Source organism: Streptomyces sp. YKOK-I1 (assembly GCF_054660435.1).
This window is the reverse complement of record NZ_BAAGDR010000001.1, coordinates 1975780-1997931: the sequence shown is the minus strand read 5'-3', so window position 1 is coordinate 1997931 and position 22152 is coordinate 1975780. Positions and strand designations below refer to the sequence as shown.

The 22152-nt window shown below is 71.2% G+C and carries 26 protein-coding genes; 13 read left to right on the top strand and 13 right to left on the bottom strand.

Features of this window, described 5'->3' with window-relative positions:
* Nucleotides 1–7 precede the first annotated feature (7 nt).
* Nucleotides 8–475 (bottom strand): pyridoxamine 5'-phosphate oxidase family protein, encoded by a 468-nt coding sequence (locus tag ACYQ8Q_RS08365; RefSeq protein ID WP_460063214.1) that lies wholly within the window; start codon nt 473–475, stop codon nt 8–10.
* A 110-nt stretch (nt 476–585) separates the two neighbouring features.
* Between ACYQ8Q_RS08365 and ACYQ8Q_RS08360 the strand changes: the two genes are divergently transcribed.
* Nucleotides 586–1233: a cysteine hydrolase family protein gene (locus ACYQ8Q_RS08360; RefSeq protein WP_460063212.1), complete on the top strand. Its 648-nt coding sequence runs from the start codon at nt 586–588 to the stop codon at nt 1231–1233.
* On the opposite strand, the gene ACYQ8Q_RS08355 is transcribed toward ACYQ8Q_RS08360, so the two are convergent.
* Complete coding sequence (locus tag ACYQ8Q_RS08355; protein ID WP_460063211.1) at nt 1220–1723, bottom strand: Rieske (2Fe-2S) protein; 504 nt, start codon at nt 1721–1723, stop codon at nt 1220–1222. The two genes, ACYQ8Q_RS08360 and ACYQ8Q_RS08355, sit on opposite strands and share 14 nt — an antisense overlap.
* 191 nt (nt 1724–1914) lie before the next feature.
* On the opposite strand from ACYQ8Q_RS08355, the gene ACYQ8Q_RS08350 reads away from it, so the two are divergent.
* The 7 genes from ACYQ8Q_RS08350 to ACYQ8Q_RS08320 all read left to right on the top strand — a co-directional run bounded on the left by ACYQ8Q_RS08350 (nt 1915) and on the right by ACYQ8Q_RS08320 (nt 7946).
* Entirely contained in the window at nt 1915–2679 is a 765-nt protein-coding gene (locus tag ACYQ8Q_RS08350) for a HipA family kinase (RefSeq protein WP_460063210.1), read from the top strand.
* Nucleotides 2676–3125, top strand: a complete 450-nt coding sequence (locus ACYQ8Q_RS08345) for a DUF3037 domain-containing protein (RefSeq protein ID WP_460063207.1) — start codon at nt 2676–2678, stop codon at nt 3123–3125. Before ACYQ8Q_RS08350 ends, ACYQ8Q_RS08345 begins: the two co-directional genes overlap by 4 nt.
* Before the next feature lie 125 nt (nt 3126–3250).
* Nucleotides 3251–4012 (top strand): 3-oxoacyl-ACP reductase FabG, encoded by a 762-nt coding sequence (gene fabG / locus ACYQ8Q_RS08340; RefSeq protein ID WP_358994133.1) that lies wholly within the window; start codon nt 3251–3253, stop codon nt 4010–4012.
* A gap of 12 nt (nt 4013–4024) precedes the next feature.
* A complete protein-coding gene (locus tag ACYQ8Q_RS08335) occupies nt 4025–4780 on the top strand; it encodes an SDR family oxidoreductase (protein ID WP_460063204.1) in 756 nt (251 codons plus the stop codon).
* 199 nt (nt 4781–4979) lie between these two features.
* A complete protein-coding gene (locus tag ACYQ8Q_RS08330; RefSeq protein WP_460063202.1) occupies nt 4980–6560 on the top strand; it encodes an ABC transporter substrate-binding protein in 1581 nt (526 codons plus the stop codon).
* 90 nt (nt 6561–6650) lie between these two features.
* The gene (gene ung, locus ACYQ8Q_RS08325) at nt 6651–7337 is read left to right on the top strand and encodes a uracil-DNA glycosylase (protein WP_460063199.1); all 687 of its coding nucleotides are present in this window, start codon (nt 6651–6653) and stop codon (nt 7335–7337) included.
* Nucleotides 7338–7481: 144 nt separating this feature from the next.
* A complete protein-coding gene (locus ACYQ8Q_RS08320) occupies nt 7482–7946 on the top strand; it encodes a hypothetical protein (protein WP_460063198.1) in 465 nt (154 codons plus the stop codon).
* A gap of 5 nt (nt 7947–7951) precedes the next feature.
* On the opposite strand, the gene ACYQ8Q_RS08315 is transcribed toward ACYQ8Q_RS08320, so the two are convergent.
* From ACYQ8Q_RS08315 to ACYQ8Q_RS08305, 3 genes are all read right to left on the bottom strand, one after another.
* Entirely contained in the window at nt 7952–8416 is a 465-nt protein-coding gene (locus ACYQ8Q_RS08315; protein WP_460063196.1) for a hypothetical protein, read from the bottom strand.
* Between the two features lie 112 nt (nt 8417–8528).
* The gene (locus ACYQ8Q_RS08310) at nt 8529–9041 is read right to left on the bottom strand and encodes a DinB family protein (RefSeq protein WP_460063194.1); all 513 of its coding nucleotides are present in this window, start codon (nt 9039–9041) and stop codon (nt 8529–8531) included.
* Nucleotides 9042–9109: 68 nt separating this feature from the next.
* Nucleotides 9110–9715, bottom strand: coding sequence for a TetR/AcrR family transcriptional regulator (locus ACYQ8Q_RS08305; protein WP_460063192.1), 606 nt, complete (start codon nt 9713–9715; stop codon nt 9110–9112).
* 81 nt (nt 9716–9796) lie between these two features.
* Here ACYQ8Q_RS08305 and ACYQ8Q_RS08300 point away from each other — a divergent pair, with 81 nt between their 5' ends.
* Both ACYQ8Q_RS08300 and ACYQ8Q_RS08295 read left to right on the top strand, forming a co-directional pair.
* Nucleotides 9797–10975, top strand: a complete 1179-nt coding sequence (locus ACYQ8Q_RS08300) for an FAD-dependent monooxygenase (protein WP_460063191.1) — start codon at nt 9797–9799, stop codon at nt 10973–10975.
* 11 nt (nt 10976–10986) lie between these two features.
* Nucleotides 10987–11898: a Gfo/Idh/MocA family protein gene (locus ACYQ8Q_RS08295; RefSeq protein WP_460063190.1), complete on the top strand. Its 912-nt coding sequence runs from the start codon at nt 10987–10989 to the stop codon at nt 11896–11898.
* On the opposite strand, the gene lnt is transcribed toward ACYQ8Q_RS08295, so the two are convergent.
* Complete coding sequence (lnt, locus tag ACYQ8Q_RS08290) at nt 11816–13723, bottom strand: apolipoprotein N-acyltransferase (protein WP_460063189.1); 1908 nt, start codon at nt 13721–13723, stop codon at nt 11816–11818. The genes ACYQ8Q_RS08295 and lnt overlap by 83 nt on opposite strands.
* An 82-nt stretch (nt 13724–13805) precedes the next feature.
* Complete coding sequence (locus ACYQ8Q_RS08285; RefSeq protein WP_460063187.1) at nt 13806–14273, bottom strand: nuclear transport factor 2 family protein; 468 nt, start codon at nt 14271–14273, stop codon at nt 13806–13808.
* Between the two features lie 193 nt (nt 14274–14466).
* Here ACYQ8Q_RS08285 and ACYQ8Q_RS08280 point away from each other — a divergent pair, with 193 nt between their 5' ends.
* Nucleotides 14467–15024, top strand: coding sequence for a hypothetical protein (locus ACYQ8Q_RS08280; protein ID WP_460063186.1), 558 nt, complete (start codon nt 14467–14469; stop codon nt 15022–15024).
* A gap of 236 nt (nt 15025–15260) precedes the next feature.
* On the opposite strand, the gene ACYQ8Q_RS08275 is transcribed toward ACYQ8Q_RS08280, so the two are convergent.
* Nucleotides 15261–16241 carry a threonine ammonia-lyase gene (locus ACYQ8Q_RS08275; RefSeq protein WP_460063184.1) on the bottom strand — a complete coding sequence of 327 codons (981 nt, stop codon included), beginning with the start codon at nt 16239–16241 and terminating at the stop codon, nt 15261–15263.
* Nucleotides 16242–16267: 26 nt separating this feature from the next.
* Entirely contained in the window at nt 16268–17101 is an 834-nt protein-coding gene (locus ACYQ8Q_RS08270; protein WP_460063182.1) for a DUF6585 family protein, read from the bottom strand.
* A 159-nt stretch (nt 17102–17260) separates the two neighbouring features.
* Here ACYQ8Q_RS08270 and ACYQ8Q_RS08265 point away from each other — a divergent pair, with 159 nt between their 5' ends.
* Nucleotides 17261–17626, top strand: coding sequence for a hypothetical protein (locus tag ACYQ8Q_RS08265; RefSeq protein WP_460063179.1), 366 nt, complete (start codon nt 17261–17263; stop codon nt 17624–17626).
* A gap of 51 nt (nt 17627–17677) precedes the next feature.
* Here ACYQ8Q_RS08265 and ACYQ8Q_RS08260 read toward each other — a convergent pair whose 3' ends face one another.
* On the bottom strand, nt 17678–18235 hold the full coding sequence (locus ACYQ8Q_RS08260; RefSeq protein WP_460063176.1) for an AAA family ATPase: 558 nt from the start codon (nt 18233–18235) through the stop codon (nt 17678–17680).
* 47 nt (nt 18236–18282) lie between these two features.
* Entirely contained in the window at nt 18283–18789 is a 507-nt protein-coding gene (locus ACYQ8Q_RS08255) for a DUF4760 domain-containing protein (protein WP_460063175.1), read from the bottom strand.
* Nucleotides 18790–18880: 91 nt separating this feature from the next.
* On the opposite strand from ACYQ8Q_RS08255, the gene ACYQ8Q_RS08250 reads away from it, so the two are divergent.
* Entirely contained in the window at nt 18881–20023 is a 1143-nt protein-coding gene (locus ACYQ8Q_RS08250) for an AI-2E family transporter (protein ID WP_460063173.1), read from the top strand.
* Nucleotides 20024–20061: 38 nt separating this feature from the next.
* Here the strand turns inward: ACYQ8Q_RS08250 and ACYQ8Q_RS08245 are convergent, their stop codons facing one another.
* Both ACYQ8Q_RS08245 and ACYQ8Q_RS08240 read right to left on the bottom strand, forming a co-directional pair.
* Nucleotides 20062–20241: a hypothetical protein gene (locus tag ACYQ8Q_RS08245; protein WP_460063170.1), complete on the bottom strand. Its 180-nt coding sequence runs from the start codon at nt 20239–20241 to the stop codon at nt 20062–20064.
* A gap of 155 nt (nt 20242–20396) precedes the next feature.
* Nucleotides 20397–21272 carry an undecaprenyl-diphosphate phosphatase gene (locus tag ACYQ8Q_RS08240; protein WP_460063167.1) on the bottom strand — a complete coding sequence of 292 codons (876 nt, stop codon included), beginning with the start codon at nt 21270–21272 and terminating at the stop codon, nt 20397–20399.
* Nucleotides 21273–22152: the final 880 nt, after the last annotated feature.

Here is a 22152-nt window from a genome sequence, read left to right as displayed (position 1 = left end):
CTGGGTGTCAGCCGTCGCCCAGCTTGCGGAAGTCCCAGGAGACGACCTTCTCCGGCCGCAGCCGCACCCATGCGTGCCGCCCGTCGTGCGGCATCGCGTCCAGGCCGAAGTTCTTGCGTGCGAACAGCGTCTCCACGGCGTCGAGTTCGGCGCACAGCTCACCGGTGCGCGGAGCCTCGCCCACGAACTCCACGGCGCCGGACAGCTCGACGCCCCGCAGCGACTCGTACTCCTCACCCGTGTCGACCACGATCGCGACCCGCGGATCGCGGCACAGCTGCGTCCAGCGCCTGCTGCGCACGACGGAGTACAGCCACAGCGCGCTGCCGTCCCACAGGAACCACAGCGCGCTCACGTGCGGGGCGCCGTCGGCGGAGGTGGTGGCCACCCGGCAGGTGCGCTGGGTGGTGAGGAACGCGTCCAGCTCCCCCGGCGACATCATGATCTTCCGGCCCCGGCGCTGAGTGACGGTCATCCGGCCCCCTCATTCTTCTTCTCTTGTCACTGCTTCCCGTGTACTGCTTACCAGTACGACTTTTCTGACACTGTGTCAGAAAAGCAAGTATCCCGACACCAGGGGGAGCCGTGCCGTCGTCCGAAGAGCTCCGGGACCTCCTCGACCCCGACTCCACCGTGCTGCTCACGGTGGAGTGCCAGCGGGGCGTCGTCGGCCCCGGTGCCGCACTGCCCCGACTCGCCGCCGCGGCCAGGGAGTCCGGCGCCCTCACCCAGGTGGCCCGGCTGGTCGGCGCCGCGCACGAGAGCGGCGTCCAGGTCGTCCACGCCGTCGCCGAGCGCCGCCCCGACGGCCGGGGCGCCAACCGCAACGCGCGCCTGTTCCGTGCCGCCGAGCGCCTGCCGGTCCAGCAGCTGACCGGTACGGACGCGACCCGTCTCGCGCCCCCGATCGAGGTCGCCGGAGAGGATCTCGTCGTACGACGGCTGCACGGGCTGTCGCCGATCCAGGGCACCGGCCTCGACGCACTGCTGCGCAACCTCGGCTGCCGCACCCTGGTCGTGACCGGGGTCTCGGCCAACGTGGCGATCCCGAACGCCGTCTTCGACGCGGTCAACCGGGGCTACACCGCCGTCGTGCCCTCGGACGCCATCGCGGGGGTGCCTGCCGACTACACCCCCGCGATGATCCGCCACACCCTCGCGCTGGTCGCCACGGTCGCGACCACGGACGAGGTGCTGGCGGCCCTCCGACGGCCGGACGTCAGGCCAGCGTGATCGAGTCGCCGCTGACGGTGATCTTCACCTCGGGCAGCGCCTGGGTCGCCGGACCGCTCTTCACGCTGCCGTCCTCGATCGAGAAGTTGCTGTTGTGGCAGGGGCAGTTGATGACCCCGTCCGCGATGGTCTTCACCGCACAGCCCTGGTGGGTGCACACGGCCGAGAACGCCTTGTACGTGCCCGCCGCCGGCTGGGTGACGACCACCTTCTGCGAGTCGAAGATCTTGCCGCCGCCCTCGGGGATGTCGGCGGTCGCGGCCAGCGCCGCGCCGGCCGCGCTGTCCCCGCCGCCCGTGCCACCGGTGCTCGCGGCCTCACTGGCCCCCGTCGAACCCGTCGTCCCGCCGGTCGAGGCCGACGAGGAGGAGGAATCGTCGTCGGACCCTCCGCACGCCGTCAGCGCGACGGAGAGCCCCGCGGCTCCGGCGGCCGCCATGACCGTACGGCGGGCGGGTTTCGACGCGGAGTTGATCGATGCGCTGGTCATGCTGAGGATTTCCTTCCAGGGGGGTGCGTGGATCTGCCGAGAGGTACGGGCGGCGGGCGCCGCTTGTTCAGAACCCCCGCCAAGTCCGGACAGTGTCGAGATATTGACCTTTTCGAGATCAGACCCGCGTAAGCCAGAGCTGTCGCGGAGCTGTCGACCGCCGTCCCACCAGGCCCCAGTAACCTGGGGCGATGCTCAAGGAAGTCACCGCCACCCGCTACATCACGGCGTTGCGTGAGGGCGGCTCGCTGCCGGGACTCGTCGAGGCCGACGACCTCGGAACCTACGTCATCAAGTTCACCGGCGCCGGACAGGGCCGCAAGACCCTCGTCGCGGAGGTCGTCTGCGGCGAACTCGCCCGCCGGCTCGGCCTGCGGATGCCCCGGCTCGTGACCGTCGCCCTCGACCCCGTCCTCGGCCTCGGCGAACCCGACCCGCAGGTGCAGGAGCTGCTCAGGTCCAGCGGCGGCACCAACCTCGGCATGGACTTCCTGTCCGGCGCCCTCGGCTACGACCCCCTCGCCTTCCCGGTGAGCCCCGCGGAGGCCGGCGCGATCATCTGGTTCGACGCGCTGGTCAACAACGTCGACCGCTCCTGGCGCAATCCCAACCTGCTGCTCCGGCAGGGCGACCTGTGGCTCATCGACCACGGCGCCACCCTGATCTGGCACCACAACTGGCCCACGGTCGAGACCTCCGCGGCCCGCCCCTACGACGCCTCCGACCACGCCCTGGCCTCCTTCGCCCCGGACATCGCGGGCGCGGCCGAGCGGCTCGCCCCGCTGGTCACCGCCGAGCTGCTCGCCGAGGTCACCGCCGAGATCCCCGACGTCTGGCTCGCGGACGAACCGGGCTTCGACACCCCGGACGACCTCAGAGAGGCCTATGCCCGGCCGCTGCTCTCCCGGGCGGCCGTCATCGCCGACCGCGTCACCGGCATCGAGGAGAACAAGTGAGCGAGCGCCATATCCACATGGCCGGCCATGTGGCCGAGCGCCACATCACCCGGTCCGGCCAGGGCGGCGACCGGGACGTCTTCGAGTACGCCCTGCTGCGGGTCGTACCGAGGGTGGAGCGCGGCGAGTGCATCAACGCCGGCGTGCTGGTCTACTGCCGCGCCCGGGCCTACGTCGGTGCCCGCACCCATCTCGACGAGGCGCGGCTGCTCGCCCTGGACCCGGGCGCCGACGTGGCCGGGATCCGGGCCGCGCTGGCGGCCGTCGAGGGCGTGTGCGGGGGCGGCGTGGGCGCCGGGCAGGCGGCCGGCGACGACCCGGGGCGGCGGTTCCGCTGGCTGGTCGCGCCGCGCTCGGCGATGGTGCAGCCGGGCCCGGTGCACACCGGACTCACCACCGATCCGGCCGCCGAGACGGAACGGTTGCTGGGTCTCCTGGTGAGGTAATGGATCACACCGGCGCCGTGTGGCGTTGACACCGGGTGCCAGGGCTTCTAGCGTCACGTCTGCCGAAGGTACTAAGCGGTCGCTCACCGCGCGACAGGTTCTCTCAAGGGCGAGGAGACACAGGAATGTCCACCACTGAACAGCGGGTCGCCGTAGTCACGGGCGCGGCGCGCGGCATCGGAGCCGCCACCGCCGTACGGCTCGCCGCCGAGGGCCGTGCGGTCGCCGTGATCGACCTCGACGAGGCCGCCTGCAAGGACACCGTGGAGAAGATCACCGCGGCCGGCGGCAGGGCCGTCGCGATCGGCGCCGACGTCTCCGACGAGGCCCAGGTCGAGGCCGCGATCGCCCGTGTCGTCGCGGAACTGGGCGCCCCGACGATCCTCGTCAACAACGCGGGCGTGCTCCGCGACAACCTGCTGTTCAAGATGAGCGTCTCCGACTGGGACACCGTTCTGAACGTGCATCTGCGCGGCTCGTTCCTGATGTCCAAGGCCATCCAGAAGCACATGGTCGACGCGGGCTTCGGCCGGATCGTCAACCTGTCGTCGTCCTCGGCGCTCGGCAACCGCGGCCAGGCCAACTACTCGGCCGCCAAGGCCGGTCTGCAGGGCTTCACCAAGACCCTCGCGATCGAGCTCGGCAAGTTCGGCATCACCGCCAACGCCGTCGCCCCCGGCTTCATCGCCACCGATATGACCGCCGCGACCGCCGCCCGGGTCGGCATGGGCTTCGAGGAGTTCAAGGCCGCCGCCGCCACCCAGATTCCCGTGGCCCGGGTCGGCGAGCCCGACGACATCGCCAACGCGATCGCCTTCTTCACGAACGAGGCCGCCGGCTTCGTCTCCGGCCAGGTGCTGTACGTCGCCGGCGGACCGCTCGACTAGGGATCAGGAACCATGACCGTGGAACTCTCCGGCAAGGTCGCGCTCGTCACGGGCGCCAGCCGCGGCATCGGCTACGGCGTCGCCGAGGCGCTCGTCGCCCGCGGCGACCGGGTCTGCATCACCGGCCGCAACGAGGACGCGCTGAAGGAGGCCGTCGAACAGCTCGGCGCCGACCGGGTCATCGGCGTGGCCGGCAAGGCGCACGACCTCGACCACCAGACGGCCGCCGTCGAGGCGACGATGGCGGCCTTCGGCCGCGTCGACTACCTCGTCAACAACGCGGGCACCAACCCGGTGTTCGGGCCGATCGCCGACCTCGACCTCGAGGTGGCGCGCAAGGTCTTCGAGACCAACGTGGTCTCCGCGCTCGGCTTCGCCCAGAAGACCTGGCACGCCTGGCAGAAGGACAACGGCGGCGCGATCGTCAACATCGCCTCCCTCGCGGGCCTGTCGGCCTCGCCCTTCATCGGCGCGTACGGCATCAGCAAGGCCGCGATGATCAACCTGACCCAGCAGCTGGCGCACGAGTTCGCGCCCCGCGTGCGGGTCAACGCGATCGCCCCGGCCGTAGTGAAGACCAAGTTCGCCCAGGCCCTGTACGAGGGCCGGGAGGCGGAGGCGGCCGCCGGCTACCCGCTGGGCCGGCTCGGTGTGCCGTCCGACATCGGCGGCACCGCCGCCTTCCTCACCTCCGAGCAGTCCGACTGGATCACCGGTCAGACCCTCGTCGTCGACGGCGGCATCCTGCTCAACGCCGGTGTGGCCTGAGTCTCATCGCACACCGCCGCGGGCCCCGGTTCCTTGACGGAACCGGGGCCCGTGTCCATCCCCGGACCCGCCCCGGGGCATGACAACGTCGTCACGATTTCTCGCTGATCAATAACGCTTTCCCCTCACCCATTGAGCCTTTCCAGCCCTGCGGTATGGTCTGGCCACTCTTGGCATGGCTTTTACGAGGAGCGTGTGCGTGTTCTACCGGAATCGATCGTTGCAGCATGTAGCGGTGATCGCGTCCATATCCCTGGTGAGTGGATGCGGTCTTCTGGGAGACGAGAGCTCCGAGGACGCCGGACCGATCGTCGTGGGCACCACCAGCGCTCCCAGCACGCTGGACCCCGCGGCCTCCTGGGACAGCTCCTGGGAACTCTTCCGCAACGTCTACCAGACGCTTCTGAACTACAACCCCGGTGGAACCAACCCCGAACCCGACGCCGCCGAGAGCTGTGAGTTCACGGACAGCAAGAGCACCGTGTACAGCTGCACGCTGCGCGAGGGCCTGAAGTTCTCCAACGGGCACACGCTGGACGCCAAGGCCGTCAAGTACTCGATCGACCGGATCAAGAAGATCAACGTCAACGGTGGACCCGCGGGCCTGCTGGGAACGCTCTCCCAGGTGCAGACGAAGGGCGACCGCGAGGTCGTCTTCCGGCTCAGCCAGTCCGACGCCACGTTCCCCCTGGTGCTCACCACGCCCGCCATGTCGATCGTGGACCCCGAGGAGTACCCCGCGAACGCGCTCCGCAAGGACGACGGGATCGTCGGCTCCGGACCGTACCGGCTCCAGTCCTACGACGAGGGCAAGCAGGCGGAACTCGTCCGCAACGACAACTACAAGGGCATAGCGGACCTGAAGAACAACGCCGTCACGATCCGCTACTTCCAGCAGTCGGGCGAGCTGGTCAAGGCCCTCAAGAACAAGGAGATCTCGGTCGTCTACCGCGGTCTCGCGGCCTCCGACATCGTGGACATCGAGACCAACCAGAACGCGGAGGGGCTCCAGCTCGTGGAGAACCCCACCACCGAGATCAGTTACCTGGTGTTCAACCCCAGCGACCCGTGGGCCGCGAAGCCCGCGGTCCGCAAGGCCATCGCCCAGATCGTCGACCGCTCGGCGCTCGTGCACAACATCTACAAGGACACCGTCGAGCCGCTGTACTCCATGGTCCCGGCCGGACTCACCGGCCACACCACAGGCTTCTTCGACGACTTCGGAAACCCCAGCGTGACCAAGGCCAAGGCGCTCCTCGCGGACGCGGGGATCACCGAGACCGTCCCGCTGACCCTCTGGTACACCACCGACCGCTACGGCTCGACGACCAAGCCCGCCTTCGAGGAGCTGAAGCGGCAGCTGGAGGCCTCCGGCCTCTTCAAGATCACCCTCAAGAGCCGCCCGTGGAAGACCTACGTCAAGGGCTACCAGGAGGGCGAGTACCCGGTGTTCGGACGCGGTTGGTTCCCCGACTTCAACGACGCCGACAACTTCATCGCGCCCTTCGTGGGCGAGCAGAACGCGCTCGGCACCCCGTACAAGGCCCCCGAGATCACCGACAAGCTGCTGCCGGAGTCGCGCGCGCAGAGCGACCGCGGGGCGGTGACGCAGGAGATCGAGGAAGCCCAGCAGATCTTCGTGGACGACGCCCGCCTGCTGCCCCTGTGGCAGGGCAAGCAGTACGTGGCCGGGGACGAGGAGATCTCCGGCCTCGAGAAGGTCATCGACCCGGCGACCATGATGACGATGTGGGAGCTGTACCGGAAGACGAGCTGGTAACGGGCCCGAACAGCGGTCCCCGGCGCCGTTGTCAGTGGTCGCCTGTAGGTTCTGTGGTGAGTAAGTGACCGCACAACGGAGGACGTTGACGTGACCGACATCGCCATGCTGCCCGAGTCCTGGCGCGGGGTCCTGGGCGACGAGCTGCAGCAGCCCTACTTCAAGGAGCTGACCGAGTTCGTCGAGGAGGAGCGAGCGAAGGGTCCCGTCTACCCTCCGCGCGAGGAGGTGTTCGCCGCGCTCGAGGCGACGCCGTACGACCAGGTGAAGGTCCTCGTCCTCGGCCAGGACCCGTACCACGGCGAGGGCCAGGGCCACGGCCTGTGCTTCTCGGTGCGGCCGGGCGTCAGGATCCCGCCCTCCCTGCGCAACATCTACAAGGAGATGCACGAGGAGCTGGGCACGCCCGTGCCGGACAACGGCTATCTGATGCCGTGGGCCCAGCAGGGCGTCCTGCTGCTCAACGCGGTCCTCACGGTCCGCTCCGGCGAGGCGAACTCGCACAAGGGCAAGGGCTGGGAGAAGTTCACGGACGCGGTGATCCGCGCCGTCGCCGACCGGCCCGACCCGGCGGTCTTCGTCCTGTGGGGCAACTACGCGCAGAAGAAGCTCCCGCTGATCGACGAGTCCCGGCACATCGTGGTCAAGGGCGCGCACCCCTCCCCGCTGTCGGCGAAGAAGTTCTTCGGCTCCCGCCCGTTCACGCAGATCGACGAGGCGATCGCGGCGCAGGGCCACACCCCGGTCGACTGGACGATCCCGAACCTGGCCGACTGAGCCCGTGCCGCCGGGCCGGTTCCTCCGGGGACCGGCCCGGTGCCGCCTGACCGGGATCGCCGCCCGCTGCCGTTAGCGTCGTGCCATGGGCGCGGTGCCGTCCCGGGGACGCGGTGCCGTCGCGAGGACGTGAAGGAGGACGCGGTGGCGGAGCGACAGGAACAGACGGCGCCCGACGCCGTGCTGACGCGGATCGGGCAGGTCGTCATGCTGCATCACGGGGGAGACCGGGAGGAGGCCCGCCGCAGGCTCCTCGACCTGTGGACCGAGCTGGGCGAGGACGGCGATCCGCTGCACCGCTGCACCCTCGCGCACTATCTGGCCGACACCCAGGACGACCCGTTCGACGAACTGGCCTGGGACCTGCGGGCCCTGACCGCCGCCGAGGAGCACGAGCAATCGCCCGCCGTACGGGCCCTGTACCCCTCGCTCCATCTGAACCTGGCGGCGGACTACGTCCGGCTTGGCCGCGCCGGCGCCGCCCGCACCCATGTGCGCAGGGCACGCGGGGCGGCCGGTGTCCTCCGCGACGACAGCTACGGCGACGGCGTGCGGGCGGCGATCAGCAGGATGGAACTCCGCCTGGGTGAGGGCGGCGCGGAGGGTTAGAGACCTCAGCGGTGGCCGTACACCTGTCGGCAGGCCACCGCCTCCGGGCTGTCGTCGCGCCAGCCGCCGTACTTTCTGCCCAGGGCACATACATCGGTGTTCCGGCGGATCTCCGCCCCGGCGTCCGGGACGCGCCTGTGCGGGTCCGGCTGCGCCGGCCTGGGGCGCGGGTGCTGGGGGTGGGAGCGGTACGCCGGAGCGTGTCCGTCCGGGACGGCGGACGGGGCCGCCCGGTGCCGTTGCCGGAGTGTCGTGGCCGCCCGTTCCCGGGTGTCCGGGACCATCTCCAGCGCCTCACGGGCCGGCGCCTGCACGACCTGGGGCTCGGCATCCGCCCTCGGACGGGGCGCCGACGGCGGGGAGGGCGCGGCGGCGCCGGGCACGGGCGGGTGCTGGACGGTGACGCAGCCGGAGAGGGCCGAGAGGGCCATCACGAGGAGCGCCGCGGTGGTCGTCGTCGTTCGATGCACCCGCGCAACTCTGCTGGTTCCGGCCGGGCGCGCGACATCGGACGGCCGCAGGTTGCCCCGCACGGGTGAACACCTCCACCTCAGGGAGGGCACGGCCGCACCGGCGCTGACGTCACTCGCCGGTCGCACCGTCGATGCGCTCGCGCAGCAGATCGGCGTGGCCGTTGTGACGGGCGTACTCCTCGATCATGTGCGTGTAGATCCAGCGCAGGTTGAACGGCTCCTTCGTGTGCCTGCTGGTGCCGCGCGAGAGGTCGTCCAGGGCGAAGCCGGCCGCGCACCGCCGGGCCTCCGCGATCTCGGTCTGCCAGGTGGCGTACGCCGTCTCCCAGGTGTCCTCCTCGGTGAGATGGAACTCGCCGTCGGGGTCGGCCTCGCTGTAGTGGAGCGGACCGAGGTCCTCGCCCACGAGCACCTTGCGGAACCAGCCGCGCTCCACGTCCGCCATGTGCCGGACCAGCCCCAGCAGCGACAGCTCGGAGGGCGGCACCGCGGCGGTGCGCAGCTGGGCGTCGGTGAGCCCCTCGCACTTCCACTCGAGCGTCTGGCGGTGGTACTCCAACCAGCCTTCCAGCATGGCGCGTTCGTCGGCGTTCTGGGCGGGCTCGGTGCGCTGAGTCGTCATCCCCGCATGATCGCTCACCGCGCCCACCCGCCACCACGGGATTTCGGCGGCCCCGCTCCGGACGCGTCTCAGCCGCCCAGCATCCCGTCGAGCAGCTCCCGCACCCCCGTGCGCACCTCGTCCAGGCCGGGCGGCCGGGTGGCGTAGGACCCGGCCACGCACGAGAACATCAGGCCGTCCGCCCAGGCCGCCAGCGACAGCGCGTGCCGGGCCGGCGCGGGCGAGCCGAAGGCCGCCGCCAGTGCCGCCAGCCGGTCGCGGAAGACGGCGCCGGTCGTGTCGTAGAACGCGCGCAGACCGGGGCGCCGGGTCGCCTCCAGGGCGAGTTCGTAGCGGGCGACGAGCAGCTCGCGGTGGCCCGTCAGCGAGCGGTGCACCGCCAGGGCCAGTGCGGCCGCCAGTCCGTCGAGGCCGCCGGCCGGGTCCGGCATCCGGTCCAGGCCCAGCACCCGTGCCTCCCGCTCGGCGAGCCGCCGTACGGCCAGGTCGAGCAGGGCCTCACGGGTGCGGGCCAGATTGGAGGTGGAGCCCTGCGGCAGCCCCGCGGCCTCGTCGACCGCCCGGTGGGTCAGCCCGCGCATCCCGCGCGCGGCGAGGAGCGCGAGGGCGGTGTCGGCGACCAGTTCGGCGCGGGAGGGGCCGGGCCCGGCGGGCGCGGTGGTGCGTACGGACATGGGCTCAACCTACCGCCTTCACTACAGCCGTAGTATCGTCGGCCGCGGACGGATGACTACAGCTGTAGTGAGGAGTGCGTCATGGCGGAGTCACGCACGGCGGTCGTGGTGGGCGGCGGGATCGGCGGGCTCACCGCCGCCGTGGCCCTGCACCGGTGCGGCTGGCAGGTCACGGTCCTGGAGCGGGCCGCCACGCTCGCCCCCGTCGGCGCGGCCATCTCGCTGGCCCCCAACGCCCTGCGCGCCCTGGACGTCATCGGCGCCGGCGACGAGATCCGCGACCTCGCCGCCTGGCAGGGCGACGGCGGTCTGCGCACCCCGCGCGGCCGCTGGCTCTCCCGCACCGACGCGGCCGCGGTCGCCGCCCGCTTCGGCGGACCGCTGGTCCTGCTGCACCGCGCCACCCTCGTCGCCACCCTGACCGCACGCCTCCCGCGCGACGCCGTCCGCACCGGCATCCCCGCCGCCCTCGCCGACCCGGGCGACGCCCGCCGCCCGGCCCGCGTGCGCGTCCCCGGCGGTGAGCTGGAGGCCGACCTCGTGATCGGCGCCGACGGCATCCACTCCGCCGTACGCCGCGCCCTCTTCCCCGGCCACCCCGGCCCGGTGTACTCCGGCTTCACCACCTGGCGGGCCGTGATCCCGCTGCCCGGCGTGGAGTTCGCCTCGCACGAGACCTGGGGCAGGGGCCGCCTGTGGGGCACGCACCCGCTCAAGGACGGCCGCGTCTACGCGTACGCCGCCGCCCTCGCCCCCGCCGGGGAACGCGCCCCCGACGAACGCGCCGAACTCCTGCGCCGCTACGGCGCCTGGCACCGCCCGATCCCCGAGATCCTCGCCGCGATCCGCCCCGAGGACGTCCTGCGCCACGACGTGCACCACCTCGCCCGCCCGCTGCCCGCCCTCCACCACGGCCGCGTCGCCCTCGTCGGCGACGCCGCGCACGCCATGCCCCCGAACCTCGGCCAGGGCGGCAACCAGGCCGTCGAGGACGCGATCGTCCTGGCCCACCACCGCACCGACCTCCCCGCCTACACGGCGGCCCGGCTGCCCCGGACGACCGCCGTCGCCCGCAAGGCGGTGCGCACGGCGCACCTGGTCCTGACGGCCAACCCGGCCGCCGTCGCCGTACGCGACACCCTGATCACCGCGCTGTCCGCGGCGGCACCCGCGCTGTTCCTGCGCAGCTTCGACGGGATCGCCGACTGGCGGCCCCCGCAGCCCCCGTATGCTGCGGTGGAGGCACGCGGTTCGAGGTGAGGGAGCGCCCCGTGAAGGTCGGCTGCATCGGACTCGGTGACATCGCGCAGAAGGCGTACCTGCCGGTCCTCGGCGCGCTGCCCGGCATCGACCTGCATCTGCAGACCCGCACGCCGGCCACGCTCGACCGGATCGCCGACGCCTACCGGCTGCCCGCCGACCGGCGCCACCGCGACCTCGACGCACTGCTCGCCACGGGCCTCGACGCGGCCTTCGTGCACGCACCCACCGGCGCCCACCCCGAGATCGTCGCCCGGCTGCTGGAGGCGGGCGTCGCGACGTACGTCGACAAGCCGCTGGCGTACCGGCTCGGCGACTCCGAACGGCTGGTGCACCTCGCCGAGCAGCGCGGCGTGTCCCTGGCCGTCGGCTTCAACCGCCGCTTCGCGCCCGGCTACGCGCAGTGCGCCGACCATCCGCGCGACCTGATCCTCCTGCAGAAGAACCGGGTCGGACTGCCCGAGGAACCCCGCACGATGATCCTCGACGACTTCATCCATGTCGTCGACACCCTGCGCTTCCTGGCCCCGGCCCCGGTCGACGACGTCACCGTGCGGGCCCGGGTCGAGGGCGGGCTGCTGCACCACGTCGTCCTCCAGCTCTCCGGGTACGGCTTCACCGCGCTCGGCGTGATGAACCGGCTCAGCGGCTCCAACGAGGAGATCCTCGAGGTCTCCGGCCAGGACACCAAACGGCAGGTCGTCAACCTCGCCGAGGTGATCGACCACAAGGGCCAGCCGACCGTGCGGCGGCGCGGCGACTGGGTGCCGGTGGCCCGTCAGCGCGGCATGGAGCAGGCGGTGCTGGCCTTCCTGGACGCGGTGCGGGCGGGCAAGGTGCTCAGCGCCCGGGACGCGCTGGCGACCCATGAACTGTGCGAGCGGGTGGTCCGAGCGGTGCGGGAACACTCCGCCGCAGCCTGATCGCCCGCGCCCCCTCCGTCAGCCCCAGCGCCACCAGCACCAGCAGAGCCCCGTGGACCGGCCAGTCGCCGTAGCGGACGTACGGGGTGACGCCGTCGGCGAGCGGGACGTCGTACACGGCCACGGTGCTCGCCTCCGTGCCCAGCCGGGGTCCGAGGCGCCGCCCGCTCGCGTCGTACACCGCGGAGTCGCCGGTCAGCGTGGCGTGCACGAACGACCGCCCGGTCTCGGCGGCGCGCAGCGCGGCCAGGGAGGCGTGCTGCGCGGGCGCCCAGCTGTGCTGGAACGTGGAGGTCGAGGACTGCGCGACGAGGAGGTCCGCGCCGTCCTCCGCGAGATGCCGGCTCATGTCGGGGAACGCGGTCTCGAAGCAGATCATCGGCCCGATCCGCAGCCCCGGCCCGGTGTGCATCACCACCTGCTCGCCGCCGCGCCGCCGGTCCTCACCGGCCGCCTTGCCGACCGAGGTCGCCCAGCCCAACAACGAACGCGCCGGTATGTACTCCCCGAACGGCACCAGCCGCATCTTGTCGTACCGGTCGCCGGTCGGGCCGTCGGGACCGACCAGGATCGCGCTCTTGTAGATGCCGGGCCGGTCCGAGCGACGGGCGTCGACATTGACGAGAATGTCGGCGCCCGCGGCCCGTGACAGCTCCGCTGTCCGCGCCGCCAGCTCCGGATGCTCGCCGAGGTCGTACCCGACACTGCTCTCCCCCCAGACGATCAGATCGACGTCCTGCCCGATCAGCCGCCGGGTCAGCTGTTCCTCGACGTCGAACCGGCGCTGGGCCCCGTCCACCACGCCCGGCTGGACGACGGCGATCCGCGCCCGTCCCTCGACGTCGGGGCGCGGCGCCCAGACCCAGGCCGCCGAGGCGGTGGCCGCCGTCGCGACGAGTCCGGCGAGGGCCGGCGTCCGTGAGCCGGGCACCGAGACGATCACGGCGACCGCCACGTTCACCGCCACCACCAGGAAGCTCAGCAGCCACACCCCGCCCACCGAGGCGAGCCGCAGCGCGGGCTCCACCTGCCACTGACTGGAGCCGATCATCCCCCAGGGCCCGCCCAACCCCTGCCAGGACCGCACGAGTTCGACGACCAGCCAGGCGGACGGCAGCACAAGGAGCGCACCGCCGACCCGCCCCCGGCCCGGCGCCCCGGACGTACCCGGGGCGAGAAAACGACGCACCAGCCAGCCCCAGGGCGCCCACAGGGCGCCCAGCAGCGCGGCGATCACCAGCGTGAACACGTTCAGGCTCGGCAACAGCCAGTGATGCATCGCCAGCATGAAGCCGAACCCGCCGCACCAGCCGTCCCGGGCGGCACACCGCCCGGTCGGCGCGGAACGGGCGAGCAGCATCCAGGGGACGAGGGCGACATACGCCCACCACCACAGGGCGGGCGCCGGGAAGGCGAGCACCGGCAACGCCCCCGCCCCGGCCGCGACGGCCGAGCGCCGCCAGGGGGAGACGAGCAGACGGGAGGCGGCCGGAGGGGAAGGGGGCCGGGGGTGGGAGGCCGGCCGGGAGGCGATCCGGCGGAAGGATGCGGGGAGGGAGGTGAGGCGGTGGAGGGCGGCCGGGAAGGAGGTGAGGCGGTGGAGGGCGGCCGGGAAGGAGGGGAGCCGGCGGGAATCGGTCCCGCGGGAGGCGAGTCGGCGGGGCGTGGCCGGATCGGGGGTGAGCCGGCGGGACGTGGCCGGAGGGGAGACGAGTTGGCGGGAGTCGGTCCCGCGGGAGGCGAGTTGGCGGGGCGTGGCCGGACGGGAGGTGAGCCGGCGGGGCGTGGCCGGACGGGAGGTGAGCCAGTGGCCGGACGCGTTCATGCGGCACCTCCTACCCGGTGGTGCCTCCAGTGTGCGCCCCGACGGACGATCTCCGACAGGGCGCTTTCGGGCGCGCCCGGCGTCATCCCGACGGCAGGCGCCGCCACTTCTCCTCGACGACCACCTCACGCAGCCGCCAGCCGTCGTGGGTACGCAGCAGCCCGAAGGAGTAGCGCCCTCCACAGACGAAATCCGGTGCTCCGCCACCGCCGTTCCCGGAGCCGGCCAACCGCATCGGATTGACGTAGTCGGCGCCGACCCGCGCGGTGTCGCCCGCGTCCTGCTCCAGGACCCCGAACCCCACACGCCGGTTGACGATGAGGTGCTGCCGCATCGAGAACAGGGACAGATTCTCCGCCAGCCATGCCGCGACGCTGCCCACGTCTCCCTCGATCCCGCCCGCCGAACGGTAGTCCGCCCGTCCGTCCGGTGTGAACAGTTCCCGGTACGCCGCCCAGTCGCCGTCGTCCACGGCCACCGCGTACTCGGTGACCAGCCCGTCGACGGCCAGTCGATCCATCACCGTGGCGAGTTCTACACGCTGCGTCATGGGCCGAGTGTTGGGCATAGGGGCTGTGGAGCCAAGGGGCGTGCGGCGAACGGCGGAATCGACCTGGCGCGCGAGGGCGACGGGGCGGTCCCGAACCATCACTCGATCGTGTTCACAACCCGACGACACGTCTTCGCCCGGTACTTGCCTCCGCGCATGATTCACCTCACGCACCAGAACCACAGGGGGACCCATGTCCGACAGCACGCCGCCTGCGCCTGACCTTCCGCCGCCGCTCACGCCCGAGCAGTCGGCCCCGCCGCGGAAGTCCCGGACGAACCTGGTCGTCATCGGCTCCGCCGCCGCGGTCATCGCAGCCGTCGTCGCCACCGGGATCGTGGTCGTGCAGTCCCGCGACGACAGCGCGCCGGCGGCCGCCGGCCCACCCGGCGAGGGCGCCGTGACGACCGCGGCGCAGACCCCGGCCCCCACGGCGTCCTACGAGGAGCTCACCGCCGACAGCTTCACGATCGACCTGAAGACCACGCAGCGCCAGTGCTTCGGATCCGTCGGCTGCAACGTGACGGTCGAACCCCACCTGACCTATCTGGGCGACACCGAGGACATCGACCCGGACGCCGTGTACGAGATCACCTACCGGATCCACGGTGACGAGTCGGGCCCGGTCATCCAGACGGCCAAGCTGTCGGACCGGACGAGCCTGAACTACACGCCGTCGCACATCAGCACCGCTTCGGCGAGCACGAAGGTGTCCGTGGAGATCACCGACGTCACGTCCCGGGGGCACTGAGCTGCCGACGGCACGGCTCGCGCGGGCCGTGGTGACGCCTGCGGCGCACGGACAGCGTCACCGCTCTGCTGTGTCCGGTGAGGGTGGCGGCCGGTCCCCGCTGCGGAGGCCGCAACGGTTGTCCCCGGGCGGCCATGATGCAGTGTCACGCGATCCGGCATCCCGCAGAAGGCGGAGCGCTGGCATCCGGGCTCGAAGGAAGGCGCGACGCTCGTGCAGGGCGGCCACCCGCGGCGTCAGGACCTGTGGAGCGGAGCCGCGCCCACCCAACCGCGATACGCGGCCATGTCCACGTTGCTGCCGCAGACGACGATGACGACGTGTCGGCCGGCGAAACGGTCGCGGTCCTCGAGGACGGCCGCGATGCCGAGTGCCGCCGACGGTTCGACGACGAGGCCGGCGTGGTCGAGTAGTGTCCGCAGGCCGGCGATGATCGACGCCTCCTGGACCAGGACGGCGTCGTCGGCGACCTGGAGAAGGTCGTTCAGGACGGCCGGGATGGGACGGCGCCCGGCGACGCCGTCGGCGATGGTCTCGGCCGAGTCGGTGGTGACGACGCGCCGTTGGTGCCATGAGCGTGTCATCGCCGGTGCGCCCAGCGGCTGGACGCAGATCACCTCGACTTGCGGTGCCAGCGCCTTGACCACATGACCCACGCCGGTGGCCAGCGCCCCGCCTCCGAGGGCGATCAGGACGGTGTCGAACGACGGCGCGGTGTCCACCAGTTCCAGCCCGATGGTCGCCGCGCCCTCGCAGGTCTCGATGTCCAGGCTGTCCTCGACGAGCCGGATGCCGTCGTACCGTGCGATGGCGGCCGCGCGTGCGCGAGCCGTCTCGTGGTCGCCGTCCACCAGTTCCAGCGCGGCGTCCAGTGCGCGGATGCGATCGAGCTTGGCCGCGGTCGCGAAGCGGGACGCCACGACGGTGACGTCGATGCCCCGGCCGCGACCGGACCAGGCGAGGGCCTGGCCGAGGTTGCCCGCGCTGGCACACACCACGGCCCGCGACTCACGGCCGGCGAGCAGGCTCGCGACGACCTCGGTGCCGCGGCCCTTGAAGCTGCGGACCGGGTTCGCCGTCTCGAGCTTGATGCTCACCGTGCACCCGAGGACCGGTTCCAGTGCCTCGCAGCGGTACAGCGGAGTATCGAGGAAGACCGGGTCGATCACCCGGCGCGCGGCCCGGATCCGAGCGGTGTCGAGACGCGTCTTCTGCACGGCACGGGAGCGTAGCGGCCTCTCACTCACCCGGGCTGCCGCGAGGCCCGTCGCAAGGCGTCCGCCAGGGTGAGGAACACAACGGGGTCCGGTACGTCGGAGACGGGCTCCCGCACCGGCTTGCGCTCACCGGTGACCACCACGCAGATGGTCGATCCCATCAGCTCGACCTCGCTGATCCTCTTCCAGTCCAGGACGGTTCCCCCGTGTTCGAGTCCGCCCAGACCCACCGTGAACGGTCCGAACGCCACTCGCCCTCCGGCCTCCAACAGCTCGGCGAGTTCGCCCATCCGGGCCGTGGCGTCCTCTTCCGCGAGCCGGTTCTGGACCGCGACCCAGCCGTTCGCGATCAGGGAGCCGATCTCCTGCGCGCCGGGCGTGTCACCCGACACCGTGAAGTCACCAGCCGACATCTGGACGGACACGGAGTAGGTGGTGGACATCTTGACCCCGTTGCGTACGAGGTCCGTCGCGTGCCGCTGACATCCGGTGATCTCGTCCCAGGCACCGGCGATCGGTGCCTGCGAACCGTACTGGTAGACGACGCCGTGCTCGAACACGGCACACCAGGCGACCGGTCTGAACCGTGCGGCCAGCGGGACGGCGATCGCCCCGAGGAAGGAACAACCGCCGAGGATGATGAAGAGGATCGCGTTCGTCCACTCGCTCTCGTCACTGATGACGAAGACCATCATCACGCAGAACCCCGTGCCCAGGAGGAGCATGAACGAGCCCCACCAGGCCACCGAACTGGTCCGTGTGCGAAACGCGTACCGGGCGGCGCCGAGCTGCCGCTGAGCCGCCGCGCCCGGCACGGTCGCCGGGATCTCGTCCCACAGGTTTCTAGCCCCCACCGTCATTCCCCCCGCGCACTGCTGTTCCCCAACAGGACTGTCAACAAGGTGAGTTGACGATGCCGCATGTCGTCGCGATGCTACGGCGTCTGGCTGAAAACCGGTAGACGCCTGCCGTCTCCCGGGGCGTACGGTGCCCCTGGCCGACGCAGCCTGGGGGGGTACATGGACAAGCCTGACGACCGCATCGCCTCCGTCCTGCGCTTCGCCGCCGAACTCGTCGCCTGGGTGGCGACTCCGTGGGCCCTGTCGGCACACTCGTGGCTGCTCGCCGTCATGGCGGTGGTGGTACTGGTCGGTCTGCCGACCGTCTTCTCCACTCCGGGGGACAAGGCACAGGTGATCGTTCCTGTTCCCGGCGTGGTCACCGTCCTGCTCGTGCTGCTCCAGCTCGCCGCCGCCACGATCGCCGCATGGGCGGTATGGCCCACCTACGCGGCAGTCCTGGTGTCCCTCCTGGTGGCCGCGACCCTGGTCACGGAACGCCGACGCTGGCGGTGGCTGCTCTCGTCGGCCCGGCACGAGAGCTGAGCGGGCGCGGCCGCCGGGTCCAGGGACGCGGGTCACGGATCGAAAGCCCGCTCAGTCCCGTCCGACGGCGCTGGGCCGGACGGCCACGTGGGCCAGTACCTGATCGGCCAGGATCCGCGGGGGCAGCTCGCCGTTCAGGAACACGGTGTCGGCGGGCAGGGTGTCGGCCGCGGCGATGCACGGTGTGATCCGGTGCTTGGCCCAGCTCCGGATCCGTTCGTCCCGTTCGGGATCGTCAGGGGCGAGGGACCTGCCCTCGATACGCCTTTCCAGCTCCTGCCGGGAGACCCTGAGGAAGAAGTGGTGCACCTCGATGCCGGCGTTCCGCAAGGCGCCGAAGATCTCGCTCACATAGCCGGGATCGACCAAGGTCATGGGGATCAGGAGCGGGCGGCCGTACTCCTCGACCAGCCCCACCGCGAGGCCGGCGACCTGGCGTCGCCACAGTGGAAGATCCTGGAAGTCGCCGGTCGGCACCTCCACGATCTTCCGTAGGACGAAGCCGACCATCTCCGGGTCGTAGACCAGTGCCTCGGGCCAGCGTGGCCGCAGCTCGTCCACGAGCGTGGTCTTCCCGCTGCCGAAGGCACCGTTCACCCAGATGATCAACGCGATTCCCCCGCCCCGTTGCCCTGTATGCCGCGCCGGTAGGTGTACTACAGCACGTTTTGGCGGTCCCAGTAGTCGGCGGGAAGAGCGGGGGAGTCGCGGTAACGCTGGACCAGCCGCTCGAAATGCACTCCTTCGAGAGGGGAGGCCTGGGCCCGTCGATTCAGGATGTAGGGCTCGACGGCGTTCCAGACCCGTGGGGGAGAACGGTGGAAACAGGCCCGCACGAGGTCGAAGGCGAGCAGCTTCTGGTCGACGAGGACGCCCAGCATCTCCAGTTGATCGTGCAGCTGCCAGAAGGAGTGGAAGTCGTCGTCGGACAGGAGCGTCGGATCGAAATGCTCGGGGGGTCCGAACTCGCCGCTCAGGAGCCGGTGTCGGAAGGTCCGGGCTGCCGGAGCGTGGTATTTCTCCTGGAAGGAGAGGACGAGTTGCACGTGTCGGGAAAGACGGGCCTCCTTGATCTGTGAGTATGCGAAGAACGACGCTGCGATCACGACGACGGTGCCGACCGCTGTGCTCACCGCGCCGACGGCTGTCCAGACATCCCCCATCCGTGCAGTACAGCACCGAGTCGGGCTGTTGGACAGGTGGCCGTCGGGGCCTGGGCACAGGGGAGGCAGTGGCCGGCCATAGGGTGATCGCATGACTGCCCCGTTGAGTTCCGCGAGAAGCCGTGCCGCTCTGCGCGGATCGGCGCGTGTTTCCGGTGAGTTGCTGCTGGTCCTCGTGATGCTCACGGTGGCGCTGTGGGTGCTCGGTCGGATGTGGTCGGTGGTGTGGCCGCTCACGGTCGCCCTGTTTCTCACCACCCTGACCTGGCCGCTGACCCGGTTCCTGCGTCGGCGCGGCTGGCGGCCGGCTGCCGCGGCGTCGCTGGTGACCCTGCTGTTCGTCCTGGTGGTGCTCGGCATCCTGGCGCTGATCGCCGTACCGGTCGCCTCGCAGTCCGGCGAGCTGACCGACGGTGTGGTCGCGGGTATGCAGAGGCTGCGCGAGTGGGCCGAGGGGCCGCCGCTGAACATCGGTGACGAGCAGATCGCCGGTGCCTTCGACGCGGCGGTCGACCGCGTTCAGAACAGCGTCGGCAGTCTGGTCGGCACGGTCGCCTCGGGAGTGGGCACGGTGGTCGACGGTGTGGTCACCGCGGTCCTGGCGGTCTTCCTGATGTTCTTCTTCCTCAAGGACGGCCCGCGGTTCCTGCCCTGGCTCACCCGCCAGTTGCCGGGCCGGTTCGCCACCGACGTCCCGATCGTCGCCCTGCGCGGCTGGGAGACCCTCGGCTCCTTCGTCCGCTCCCAGGCGCTCGTCGGTGTGCTCGACGCCGTCTTCATCGGGCTGGGTCTGTGGATCCTGGGCGTACCGCTGGTGCTTCCGCTCGCGGTGCTGACGTTCGTCTCCGCGTTCGTGCCGATCGTGGGGGCCCTGTTCGCCGGTTTCGTGGCCGTTCTCATCGCGCTGGTGTCGAACGGTCCGACGGACGCCCTCATCGTGCTGGGGATCATCGTCGTGGTGCAGCAGCTGGAGGGCAATGTCTTCCAGCCGATGATCCAGAGCCGGGGGCTCGGTCTGCACGCGGCGGTCATCCTGCTCGCGGTGACGCTGGGCGGCAGTCTCGCCGGGATCGTGGGCAGTCTGCTCGCCGTTCCGGTCGCCGCACTGATCGGGGTGGTGTGGAACTACGTACGGGAGCAGCTCGGCGAGTCGCAGGAGGCAGAGGCAGCGGCAGAGGCAGGCGGGGAGAGTGGGGAGTCAGGCGGGACGGTGCTCCCCGCGGTTGCCGGGTGAGGCTGGGCGGCCGGCCTCGCCCTGCGGGCGGTCGGCTCTCAGGCCGCCGTGACCACCTCGCCGCGGATCGCCGTTGCCCACTCCACCACCAACAGCTTGTACTCCTCCCGCTCCTGGGCCGACAGCGAGCCGCCCGTGCGCAGCCACAGGGAGCGGATCCGCTCGTTCACCTCGGAAGCGGACCGCACGGAACCAGGGGCATCAGAGTTGGGGGACATGGCTGTCAGCGTAGGGGGAGCAACTGACAGCGCGCTATGCCCCCGCTCCGTGAACCGTTATGGGCTTGGTCACGGTTGATCGATCAACCGGACGCCTTCGCCCGGGAGTTCGGAGATCTTCCGGGCGGGCGGTGAGTGTCGTCGCTGCGCCGGGCTCAGCCCGCCGACTCCGCCGCGTGCGGGCTGAGCGCACCGGTCGCGACGAGGGCGATGATCACGGCGCCGAGGACGACGCGGTAGTACACGAACGGCATGAAGGACTTGGTGGAGATGAACTTCATGAACCAGGCGATCACGGCGTAACCGGACGCGAAGGCGATCACCGTCGCGAACAGCGTCGGGCCCCAGGCCACATGGCCCGTCTCCAGCGCGTCCTTCACCTCGAAGGTTCCGGAGGCCAGGACGGCCGGGATGGCGAGCAGGAACGAGTAACGGGCCGCCGCCTCGCGCTTGTAGCCCATGAACAGGCCGCCGCTGATGGTGGCACCGGAGCGGGAGACGCCCGGGATCAGCGCGCAGGCCTGGCAGAGGCCGAAGATCAGACCGTCGCGGACACCCAGGTTCTCCAGCTGCTTGCGCTGCTTGGGCGCGCGGTGCTTGCCGCCCGTCTCGTCACGGGCGGCCAGCCGGTCGGCTATGCCGATGACGATGCCGATCACCACGAGCATGGTCGCGGTGATCCGTAGATCGCGGAACGGGCCCTCGATCTGGTCCTTGAGCGTGAGGCCCAGCACACCGATCGGGATCGAGCCGACGATCACCAGCCAGCCCATCTGGGCGTCGTGGTCCTTGCGCATCGTCTTGTCGAACAGGGACTTCGACCATGCGGCGATGATCCGGCCGATGTCCTTGCGGAAGTAGATCAGCACCGCTGCCTCCGTGCCGATCTGAGTGATCGCCGTGAAGGCGGCACCGGGGTCCTTCCAGCCCGAGAAGGCTGCGGTGAGCCGCAGATGTGCGCTGGAGGAGACGGGGAGGAACTCGGTCAGCCCCTGGACGAGTCCGAGGATGAGCGATTCAAACCAAGACATGAGGTTAAGGAGTCCAAGCGCCGATCGGAGCGAGGCGACGGGGCGACGGCCGCCCGCGCGCGGTGATCAAGGGTGTGCCAGGGGGAAGCGTAGCGGTCCCGGAGGACAGGCCCGCCACAGGGGTTTCGTAGACGCCGGGGGCGGGTGGCGCAGGGGGAGTGGGCGCTGCCCGTCGCGCCGGGCAGGGAAGGAGCCGGCAGGCGGCCGGTTTCCGTGGTGTGTGGTGTTCCGGGGCCGACCTGAGCCGGGTTCCGCCGGCCGGCCGTCGTGGCGCAGGGTCTGGGGAACCTTCGGCGGCCCCCGAGGGGTCCGCGTCGTCTCCACCTCGTCGGACGTGGGCTCGGACTGGGGCGTGATGTGAAAGCGCTGGTCACGGCCATTCGTTGAGGGCCGCGGTCGGCGCGGTCGCTCGCGGCCGACGGTGAGCCTCTCCAACGCCGGCGGCCGACCGCCTCGGGGGCCGGACCTCTGACGGTTGTGGACCCGGTCCGCGGCGACCGGAGTGGTCGCCCTGATGCCGCGTCTTCGCGGGCAGGCCCGGTTGTTGCGAGACCCGTACGCGTTGTCGGCCCGCGCAGCAGGCCGATCGTCCCCGAGGGCGGCGACGGCCGGGAGTGGACCGGGGTGAGAGTGACGTTGTCCGGCCTTCCGGTGCTCGGCCCGAGCGGCTCCCGGCACCGTCGGTCGGTCCGGCTTCCGGCACCGTCGGTCGGTCCGGCTCCCGGCACCGTCGGTCGGTCCGGCTTCCGGTGTTGCGTCCAGACACCTGCCGGTGCCTCCGCTCTGTCCGTTTTTCCGACGCGGCTCCGTCCATTTCGCCACCCCCGATGCCCGCGCCTCCCCGGCCCCGGCTCCCGACGGCTCCCGCCCCCACCCTGCC